This is a genomic window from Paraburkholderia sp. MM5482-R2, from assembly GCF_050436125.1.
In the GTDB taxonomy this organism is placed as follows: Bacteria; Pseudomonadota; Gammaproteobacteria; order Burkholderiales; family Burkholderiaceae; genus Paraburkholderia; species Paraburkholderia tuberum.
On the sequence record NZ_JBNDLP010000001.1, the window covers coordinates 661,312 to 671,265 of the forward strand.

At 62.0% G+C, this 9,954-nt stretch carries 8 protein-coding genes and 1 pseudogene; 5 read left to right on the forward strand and 4 right to left on the reverse strand.

Annotated features, from left to right (window positions below):
• Position 1: 1 nt before the first annotated feature.
• Positions 2 to 772, reverse strand: coding sequence for an enoyl-CoA hydratase/isomerase family protein (locus OKW37_RS03005; protein ID WP_429401201.1), 771 nt, complete (start codon positions 770 to 772; stop codon positions 2 to 4).
• A 280-nt stretch (positions 773 to 1,052) separates the two neighbouring features.
• Between OKW37_RS03005 and OKW37_RS03010 the strand changes: the two genes are divergently transcribed.
• Positions 1,053 to 2,240: an AraC family transcriptional regulator gene (locus tag OKW37_RS03010; protein WP_318268219.1), complete on the forward strand. Its 1,188-nt coding sequence runs from the start codon at positions 1,053 to 1,055 to the stop codon at positions 2,238 to 2,240.
• Between the two features lie 679 nt (positions 2,241 to 2,919).
• Here the strand turns inward: OKW37_RS03010 and OKW37_RS03015 are convergent.
• Complete coding sequence (locus OKW37_RS03015) at positions 2,920 to 4,083, reverse strand: IS91 family transposase (RefSeq protein WP_429401203.1); 1,164 nt, start codon at positions 4,081 to 4,083, stop codon at positions 2,920 to 2,922.
• A gap of 23 nt (positions 4,084 to 4,106) precedes the next feature.
• A complete protein-coding gene (locus OKW37_RS03020; protein WP_429401205.1) occupies positions 4,107 to 4,922 on the reverse strand; it encodes a tyrosine-type recombinase/integrase in 816 nt (271 codons plus the stop codon).
• Positions 4,923 to 5,017: 95 nt separating this feature from the next.
• Between OKW37_RS03020 and OKW37_RS03025 the strand changes: the two genes are divergently transcribed.
• Both OKW37_RS03025 and OKW37_RS03030 read left to right on the forward strand, forming a co-directional pair.
• A protein-coding gene (locus OKW37_RS03025) for an IS3 family transposase (protein ID WP_429401723.1) occupies positions 5,018 to 6,588 on the forward strand; the annotation gives its coding sequence in 2 pieces (ribosomal slippage) (positions 5,018 to 5,498 and positions 5,498 to 6,588; 1,572 coding nt in all).
• Positions 6,589 to 7,604: 1,016 nt separating this feature from the next.
• On the forward strand, positions 7,605 to 8,075 hold the full coding sequence (locus OKW37_RS03030; protein WP_018422176.1) for a YbhB/YbcL family Raf kinase inhibitor-like protein: 471 nt from the start codon (positions 7,605 to 7,607) through the stop codon (positions 8,073 to 8,075).
• A 188-nt stretch (positions 8,076 to 8,263) separates the two neighbouring features.
• Here the strand turns inward: OKW37_RS03030 and OKW37_RS03035 are convergent, their stop codons facing one another.
• Positions 8,264 to 8,812 carry a hypothetical protein gene (locus OKW37_RS03035; RefSeq protein WP_429401207.1) on the reverse strand — a complete coding sequence of 183 codons (549 nt, stop codon included), beginning with the start codon at positions 8,810 to 8,812 and terminating at the stop codon, positions 8,264 to 8,266.
• A 62-nt stretch (positions 8,813 to 8,874) separates the two neighbouring features.
• Here OKW37_RS03035 and OKW37_RS03040 point away from each other — a divergent pair.
• Positions 8,875 to 9,120: pseudogene (locus OKW37_RS03040) on the forward strand (hypothetical protein); the annotation flags it as partial.
• A gap of 72 nt (positions 9,121 to 9,192) precedes the next feature.
• The gene (locus OKW37_RS03045) at positions 9,193 to 9,765 is read left to right on the forward strand and encodes a class I SAM-dependent methyltransferase (protein ID WP_429401725.1); all 573 of its coding nucleotides are present in this window, start codon (positions 9,193 to 9,195) and stop codon (positions 9,763 to 9,765) included.
• The last annotated feature ends 189 nt before the right edge of the window (positions 9,766 to 9,954 follow it).

Below are 9,954 nucleotides of genomic sequence, written 5' to 3' on the forward strand. Positions count from 1 at the left end.
ATCAGTCTCCCTTGAATTCGGCGGTGGCGGGCCCGGTCGCAAAGAACGAAGCGAAACCGCGTTCGCGATCGCCGGTCTTCCAGATCATGTTGTTGAGGTTGATCTGTTCCAGGTCTGCGCTGCGCACGCCACCATTTGCGGCGAGATTGGCCTGCTGCTTGATACCGTTGAGGACTTTGGTCGGGCCCGCCGCCAGTTGCCGGGCGAACGACATGGCGGCAGTCTGCAGTTCGCCTTCGGGCACGACGTGATTGATGATTCCCCAGCGTTCGAATGCTTCCGCCGAATGCCGACGCCCGATCAGCGCGATTTCCTTGGCGCGCACGACACCCGCTCGCTGAACGAGTCGCTGCGTGCCGCCGAGCAGCGGAATCAGGCCCACGATGTTCTCAACCTGGCCGAAGTAGGCTGTGTCCGCAGCGACGATCATGTCGCAGGTGAGCGCCAGTTCGAGGCCGCCGCCAAGCGCGGCGCCGTGAACGGCGGCGACGGTCGGGACGGGTGCGTTCTCCAGCACGTCGAGGAACTCGAGGAATCGATCGGCGTCGTGCTGGATGACTGTCTTGCCATTGGTAAATGAGCTCATTTCCGCGCCTGCGGAAAAGTGCCGCATGTCGCTTTTGAGCACGATCGCGCGGGCGCCTTCGGCGACTGCACCGCGATATGCGGCGAGCAGATCCGCGATCATCGCGTCGTCGATCAGGTTGTGCGGCGGTTTGGCTAATGAAACGATTCCGACGGCGCCATCCATTTCAATCGTTACTGTAGTCATGGTTCTCTCTGCAATGTGCAATAGGCAAGGCAAAAGTCGCTGGCAGCAGGCAGCCCTTGCCGCGCTGCACGCGTGTGGGGCGGCTAACGAGTCCGTTACCGATGGGTTATACGGAAGCCTTCAGCTGGAAGCGGCGGTCGTGTTGCATCGCCGCATGAGGGCCAATTGCGCCATCCATGCATCCGGAATGGGCGCTGATCAGGGTCGTCGCGAGTGCCAGAGCGTGGTTGGCTGAGGGCATCAAGGCTTGTCTCCATCTGTTCTTCGGCTCGCGCCGTTGATGCTCACTATCTCAGCGAGCCTATTGGGCAGCAACGTTCAACCCTGCCAATTGCCGCGTCAAAGTGTGCCAACTGCGCTCGACGAAGATCCGGAAAATGTGCGAGCATTGTTCGCAACTGGAGTGAGGCATATCGTGCGTCCACCGAAAATCATCACGCCGTTGCATCCGGATCTCGATGCGCCGACGCAGAGTCTTCTTGGCCTGGCCGCGCTCGCCGCCGAATTGGCCGCGGAGGGCGTTTCCGTCAACAAACTGTTCGCGCACACTGGCGTCCACGCGAACCAGTTGGAGGATTCGCAGGCGAGAATTTCGCATCGTCAGCGTCTCGCCATTTATCGAAACGCCCAACGGCTCGCAACAAGGGCCGATGTCGGATTACTTGCGGGTGCGCGTCAGAGGATCAGTGACTTCGGCATATATGGCTATGCGATGGTCAGCAGTACGACCTTTGGAGATGCCCTTAAATTCAGCGTCGAAAATGTCAGGATGGCCGGCGCAGTTTTGCAGATCAGCTACTCCACCGAGGGGAACACTGGCATTCTGAGCAGCCACGGACTTGCATCGCTCGGCGACATGCTGCCGTTTGTCGCCGAATTCTGGCGAAGCTCGATGACGGTGTTGTTCAGCCGGGTGCTGGAAGCGCCTTTTCCGTCGAAGCGGATGGTAATGGCGTATCCGGCGCCACCACACTGGCGAAATTACGAAAGGATGTTCGACTGTCCCGTGGAGTTCGGCGCCGATACGATGGAGTGGCATTTCGACGTGCATGTACTGGATCGTCCATGTCCGAATGCGAATCCGATTACTGCGCAGATCTGCCAGCAGCTTTGTGATCGCATTCTCGAAGAACGGGATGGTATTCCCGAACTCCCGCGGCAGATCCGCATGGCCTGCCTGAACGCACCGGGCGTGTTCCCATCCGCCGAAAAGATGGCTGCACAGCTCGGCATGTCACTGCGAACCTTGCATCGACGTCTGGCCGACGATAACTACTCGTATCAGACCTTGTTGAACGATGTTCGCCGGTCGCTCGCCATCGAATTTCTGGAAAATACGAGGCTTCCCATTGATCAGGTCGCCGAGCGCATTGGATTTTCGGATGCAGCGAGCTTTCGCCGGTCTTTCAGGAAATGGACTGGAAATTCACCCAGCGTGTATCGGAAGGGTGTGGGCAAGGATGGGTGAGGGGCGTTGCCGTCTCCCTCTGGTTAATGACCTCTATTCACGTGACGCCGCTCGCACGACACCCGTCAGCGTTGACGCAAAATCGATAAAAATTTGGTGAAGCTGGACGCGTTGGCACACTAAGCTGCGCCTGTCGACGCGATAGCCTCGGAACGGAACGGGCCGGCTACGGAAACTCGTGCCTGAGGAATCGCGCGCGATCATATTCGCGATGCGAATTTCCGAATGCGGCCAATTGCTGCCGCTCGCCCATTGGATCGAGGCGCCACTGGAAAGGCGGTTCCACTCCGAAACCTGCCGGATGTTCAATGTGAGCATCTCTTAAGGTTTGTTCGATGCCTGCCCGTGTCCACAAGCCTGGAGGTGCACGACGGGACGTGTGGGCAGGCGTTGAATAAACCTGAAGGGAGGAAACCGCGGGATGCGGTGATGCGGTGGGAAGCTTTGAGGCTATGGCGATTGATGAGCCGGGATGCCCGGCAGTGTTGCGGGATGCGCGGTCAGGCGGGGTGGCGGATCGGGACTGACGCGTTGACGAAGCGGCGCAGTGGCGCAGTCGGAAGGGCGAAGTGGACGTGGGAGCGACTGCGTGAAGCGACAGGCGCAAACGTCCGCTCGTGGGCCGCGTTGCCGCGAAGCCGACGGTCGGGTAGCACGTCCGGAAACCGTTGTATTCATGTCAGGCCCCGGCGCGTGGGGGGGCGCGGATCGGTGCGGTGCGCGCGAGGATATCGATGACGATCATCGGCGCGCCGCAGTGGCGGCAGATGAAGACGGGCCGTGTTTCCCTGACGGCTTCGCGCGGAGACGTGTCGACCCCGGTCGCAACGTGCAGCAGTTCGCGCACCTTCGCGAGTCTGGCGCGGCGCACCGGGTTGGCAAGCAGTCCGTAGTGACGGATGCGATGGAAGCCGCCAGGCAGCACATGCAGCATGAAGCGGCGCATGAACTCGCCGGCCTCGAGGGTCATGGTCTTGTAGCGGGTGCGCCCCTTCGCCCGATAGTCTTTCCAGCGGAACGTGACGCCGCGCTCGTCGAAGGCGAGCAGACGCTGGTTGGAAATCGCCACCCGGTGCGTATAGCGTGAGAGATACGCGAGTACCGCTTCGGGTCCCGCAAAGGGACGCTTGGCATAGACGACCCATTCGCAGGCACGCAGCGGCGCGAGCCATGCGGTGAAGACGGCCGGATCGGTGAGGCTGGCATATTCGCCGAAGAACTGCAGTTGGCCCTGCCGGTGCGCCGCTTTGAGTGCCTCCAGGAAGCGGCGCCGGAACAGGCGTGACAGGACGCGCACCGGCAGGAAGAAGCCGGGCTGGCAGGCGATCCACCGCTGCCCGTCGGGCGACAGGCCGCCGCCGGGGACGATGCCATGCACGTGCGGGTGATGCGTAAGCGCCGAGCCCCACGTGTGCAGCACGAGCGTGGTGCCGATCTGCGCGCCGAGGTGCCTGGGGTCTGCCGCGATGGTACGCAGCGTGTCGGCGGCGACATCGAACAGCAGCCCGTAGAGCACCGACTTGTTGTACCAGGCGATCGCACTGATCGCGGCAGGCAGCGTGAAGACGACGTGGTAATACTCCACGGGCAGCAGGTCGGCCTGACGTGCCTCGAGCCACCGGTGTGCGGCGCTCGCCTGGCACTTTGTGCAATGTCTATTACGACACGAGTTATAGGCGATCTCAACCTTTGCGCAGCCGGAACAGCGCAGCACATGTCCCCCCAGCGCCGCGCTGCGGCACTGTTCGATGGCCGACATGACCTTCAGCTGCCCCAGGCTCAGCGCTACCGTACGGCGCCACGCTGGCCCGCAGGCGCGGAAGATGTCCGCGACCTCCAGCACGGAGGGCTCCGCGTGCGGCCGGGCTAGCCGGCGGGCAGGCGGTCCAGTGGACTGATCACCTTGCGCAGGAGATCAGTGGCGACTTGGGTATAGAGCGTGGTGGTCTCGATCTGCCTGTGTCCAAGGAGCACCTGGATCACGCGGATATCCTCCTTCTGTTCCAGCAGGTGCGTGGCAAACGAATGCCTCAGCGTATGCATGGAGACGCGCTTGTTGATGTTTGCGGCCTCGGCGGCCGCATGGATGGCGCGGGTCAGTTGCCGCGTGCTGAGCGGGTCGATCGGATCAAGGCCCGGAAAGAGCCACCCGCCATCGAGCATGCAGCCTTGGGCACGGGCCACGCGCCACCAGACGCGCAGACGTTCGAGCAGGACCGGCGAAAGCATCGCGTAGCGGTCGCGGCGGCCCTTGCCCTGCTCGATGCGCAGGGTCATGCGCTGGCTGTCGATGTCGCTGACCTTCAGCGCCACCACTTCGCTCGCACGCAGCCCGGCGCCATAGGCGACCGACAGCGCGGTCTGATGCTTGAGGTTTCCAGCTGCCGCGATGAGCCGCCGCACCTCCTCGGGGCTGAGCACAACCGGGAGCGTGCGGGGCACGCGTACCGGCTGCATGCGCGCCATCAGCTCAGGCTTGCCGAGCGTGACTTCGAAGAAGAACTTCAGCCCGCTGATCGCGGCGTTCAGCGATATCGGAGACACGCCGTGATCGACCAGATGCAGCTGGTAGTCCCGGAGGTTCTCGACGGTGGCGGTATCGGGTGAACGCCCGAGGTATCGGGCGAACTGACGGACGGCACGCAGATAGGCGGCCTGGGTCCTGGGTGCGAACTTGCGCATGCGCAAGTCCTCAAGCATATGGCGGCCCCCGGCGTCACACTAGATGTCGCCTCTGAATTTTCTTAATTTCAAGAGATCAGAGGTGCAAGTTGAAGGTGAAACAAACGTATTCTGTCGAGTTCAGAGAACAGGCGCTGTTGAAGGTCTTACACCGCGGAAGTCGCACCATTGGATCCGTGGCAGATGAATTGAACATGAATGTGATGACCTTGAAGAACTGGATGAAAGGTGCCGCGGCATCAGCTCGGAGTGAGGGCTCCGGGCACGCAAGACGACCGGAGGACTGGTCACTGGAAGAGCGTCTGCTGGCCTTGCAGCAGAGCCATGGGCTACTCGACGAAGCACTGAACGCGTGGTGTCGTGAACGGGGTCTGTTTGCTCATCATCTCGCGCAGTGGCGCGTGGACTTCTGCGCCGTTGGCGCGACCGGGGGCCGGCGTGAGAACGCCCAGGAAGTACGTGAGCTCAAGCACGCGAACACGCAGCTTCAGCGCGAACTGAACCGTAAGGAGAAGGCACTGGCGGAGGCGGCCGCGTTGCTGGTGCTGCAAAAAAAGTATCGTGCGCTGTTCGGGGACGAGGTCGAATGACGCCCCTCGAAGAGCGCAAGACATTGATCGGTCTGATCAGCGAGGCGAGCACGGGTGGTGCTCGCCAGGCGCGCGCGTGTGAGGTGCTCGGGCTGAGTGCCCGTACCCTTCAGCGCTGGCAGGGCGGCGAGCCTGACGCAGCGGATGGGCGCTCTTTACGGTGCCATGAGCCGCCTCACAAGCTGAGCGCTGCCGAACGTGCCGAGCTGCTGGCGGTCGCAAACTCGGCCGAGTTTGGTCACTTGCCGCCCAGCCAGATCGTTCCACGTCTTGCTGACCAGCAGCGCTACATTGCCTCGGAATCGACGTTCTACCGGGTGCTGCGCGAGGAAAAGCAGCTCGCACACCGGCGCAGCGAGCGGCCGGCCAACACGCGCAGCAAGCCCCGCGCGGTCTGTGCCTACGCGCCGAACCAGCTGTACAGCTGGGACATCACTTACCTGCCAGCGACGATTCGTGGCCAGTATTTCTATCTGTATCTGTTTATGGACGTGTTCAGCCGAAAAATTGTCGGCTGGCAGGTCTATGCCGAAGAGAGCAGCGCCCTCGCCAGCGAGGTCCTCAAGGATCTCTGCGCGCGTGAAGCGATACAGCCCGATCAGGTGATTCTACATTCCGATAACGGCGGGCCGATGAAGGGCGCCACGATGCTGGCCACCTTGCAGGCCCTGGGCGTCATGCCGTCATTGAGTCGCCCAGCCGTGAGCAACGACAACCCGTTCTCGGAGTCGCTGTTCAAAACGCTGAAGTACCGGCCCGCCTACCCGCTGCAGGCGTTCGACACCCTGTTCGCCGCGCGTACCTGGGTCGCAGAACTGGTGCGCTGGTACAACCACGAACATCGTCACAGTGCGATCCGTTTCGTGACGCCTGCGCAGCGCCATGCGAACATTGATCAGGACATCCTGGATCGACGCGCAGTGCTTTATGAAAGCGCACGCCAGCGCAATCCGCTGCGCTGGAAAGGCCCTACGCGCAACTGGGAGCGCATCCGTGCGGTGCATCTGAATCCCGATCGTGCCGACGATCAGGGTGTCATTCCAGAACACCATAACCAGGGGCGAAAAGCAGCCTGAAATTTAATCGTCGAGGCGACATCTACATTGACAACGGCCGTGGGGTAGGCTATGTGGAGATTGACGCGGCCGGGCATTGGCAGTACGCACTTGCCAAAGAGCTCAAAGCCGCCGGCTATTCGATCGACATGAACGACCTTTAAGGAGAGAGCCCACATCCGCGGTAATGCCGCTCAGGTCTTAACTGAACGGCATTACCGCTAGGGCGCAGCGTTTTGGCTGTCTCGCGGGGCTCCCACATAGCGCCCAGATTCAAGGAAGAAAATTGTTCTCGAAAATGGTCAAAATCGCGGGTGACAATGTCTCATGTCAGCAAGACAGCGGACGGGCGTCGATGCTGACTGAGTGACTCAGACGGGTCGCGTGCTGCCGCTCGTGGCACGCACGGGTCGATCGCACGACGATAGGCCAGGTACGGCCATCTCCAGCCGTTCGCCTGATACCGTGCGCTTTCCTCGGAAACCCAAGAGGAATCAGTTGCGCACACGGAATCGCGTTGTTCATCCTGTTCGGCACGCAACCGGCCACGACCGATGACACCGGAAGTCCGACGTAGTCGTGCGGGAAATTCCCCGAGATATACTTCCCGCATGGAACTCGACCCCCGCGACCTCGATAAAATCAGTGCCGTCACGTTGCAGCACTACGACGCGCACGCGGAAGATTTCCGCAACGGTGCGTACGAAGCGACGGCGCACGGTTGAGCAACATAGTGGCCGTTCGTTGACGCAGCCGTTCGGGCTGTAACCCGTCTTCTCGAGTTGAGCCAGTCCGGCCGCCAATGACTACAATCTAGAGATGGTCGCATTCCCTAAGGAGAGGCTGCCATGACTCAGTCAATGATCAGTGTTTGGGTTGGCATTGTGGTTATCGCTGTTGTTGCATCGGCCCTGTCGAGGCGCTACAGGCGCGACCACCCCGAAGAGAGCGTGAGCCATTGGCTCGACACGCATCATATGAGCTGGATGCATCGCAAGCACTAGCTGGCGACGCGGGCTGACGCCGAGGAGCGCACCATGGCCTTCACCCTCACCTCGCAGGCTTTCCAGGAAGGAAGCGAAATCCCCCAGCGCTACACCTGCACGGGCGCGGACCTCTCACCCCCGCTCTCGTGGTCCGGGGTACCCGCCAATGCGAAAAGTCTCGTGCTAATCGTCGACGACCCCGACGCGCCCGACCCGGCCGCGCCACAGATGACATGGGTCCACTGGGTGCTTTACAACATCCCGGCGACGGCTCCGGGCGTTCAGGAGGGCGTCACTGCGGGCGCGCTTCCGGCAGGCACACTCGAAGGCACCAACGACTTCCATCGCACCACGTATGGCGGCCCATGCCCGCCCGCTGGCCGTCATCGGTATTTCCATAAGCTGTATGCGCTCGACACCGTGCTGCCCGATCTTCACAAGCCCACAAAGGCGGCGTTGGAAAAGGCAATGGAAGGCCATGTCGTGGCACACACCGAACTGCTCGGCACATTCCAGAAGTAACAGGCGGACCTTGGACGCTACTTGCCCGGGACTGTCGATTCCGCGTCGATGCCTGGCGCAGATGTCATCGATTGGCGCGAGGCGTTTCAAGGCTACAAACTCGGCGAGGCAGCCGACAGGTGAACTTCAATCCCATACAGCGTTTGCGCACGGTTCGCCATCTCCATGCGTCAGATGCGGCGTTGACATCACCCGCCGGGTTTCCACGGCCACGACGGATAAAGACGTCCGTTGCTTTCGACACTCTCGCGCTGTGCGTCGCCCGCTTCTCCGCCACGCTCCGCTTTGGCGGTCTCGATGTCGGAGGTGTCCGACGTGGGCGAATCGTCGTCGCCCGCTTCACGTGATTGCCCGGTCGTCTCCGAAGCAGCGGGTAGTGCATCGCCGAACCATTCCACCTCGCGCGTCAGTGCCCCGACATACGCGTGCCAGCCTGGGGGGTCGTTCGCGAACAGATTGCTCCGTACGGCAAATGCCAGTTGCCTATAGTCCACCTGCGCTTCCAGCAACTGTGCGGGCCAGCCGGCAAACGACGCGCTAACGCGCTTCGCGAACTCCGCGACCTCCATATCGGGCGGTACGGCGGCTAGCCATGCATGGGTAGCGAGAGCCGCGTCAGCGTCCAATAGATCGCGCACTGTGTCGCGCGGGTTGTTGGTTGCGAGCGCGGCAGCGATTGCTTGCAACGCGTCGCCGAGATGCAGCAGCAACGCGCGTCGTTCAAAAGCGTCTTTCATCTAACGATATCCGTCGGTAATTCGATTAAGCCATTTTAAAGTGCGTGGGACGTGAGAGCGCAATGGCGTGCGAGTGGAAGCTAAAAACCTTGCCACGGCCAGGAATCGAAAAGACCTGCCGTCGCAACTCGCAAAAACGGCAGAACCGGCGTCATCCTGTCGCCACCGCTCGACGCGATATCGATATCAGAAAGCGTGTGGCGGGTGCGCGAAGAAGCGGCGACCACGCTCGGAATACGCCTGACGAAATCCGCAACGACGTCACGGCGCGCGCGCTCACGCTGCATTGGGCGGCTGGCCGAACGCAGCGCGTCGCCCATAGCCGCCTGCGCGAGGCGTGCCCATGCGCGTTCTGCAAGCGCATTCGCCTCGCGGGCCGCGTGCCCACGGCGGCACCCAGCCTCACGCTCACCGACCACGACGTCACGCAGAACATCGCGGCGCTGCTGCACCATATCGAAGTCGAGCCGCCTCTTACGATCCTGGATTTCGGCTGCGGGCCGGGGCGAGATCTCAAGGCCTTCACTACACTCGGCCATTGCGCGGTCGGCCTCGATGGCGCCGAGCGCTTCGTTGCAATGGCGCGTGACGCGACTGGCTGCGACGTCTGGCAGCAGGATTTCCTGCATCTCGATTTGCCGGCCGCGCACTCTGACGGCATTTTCGCCAACGCCGCGCTGTTCCAAGTCCCGAGTCAGGCGTTGCCGCGCGTGTTGCGGCAATTGCACGCGACGCTGAAGCCCGGCGGCGTACTGTTCAGCTCCAACCCGCGCGGCACGAATCAGGAAGGCTGGAGCCACGGCCGCTACGGCGTCTTCCATGATCTCGAAACATGGCGCCGATATATGGCGGACGCAGGCTTCGTCGAAATTGAGCACTATTACCGGCCCGCCGGCTTGCCGCGTGAGCGGCAGCCGTGGCCAGCCAGCGTGTGGCGCAAGCCGGTTGCCTGAAACGCCAAGGAGCTGTTCCACGGTATGCCCGCGTTGGGCGTGGCAGATGCTTGCGTTCAAGCCGCTTTGATGCAGCGCAAAGCAGCCGATTTGCAACAGTGTCCATCGCGCAGAGAAACGGCCAGTCGTGGATCTCAGACAATCGGCAGAAGCGGGGACGCCTGTCGTCGGCCGCGACAGGCAGAGGGC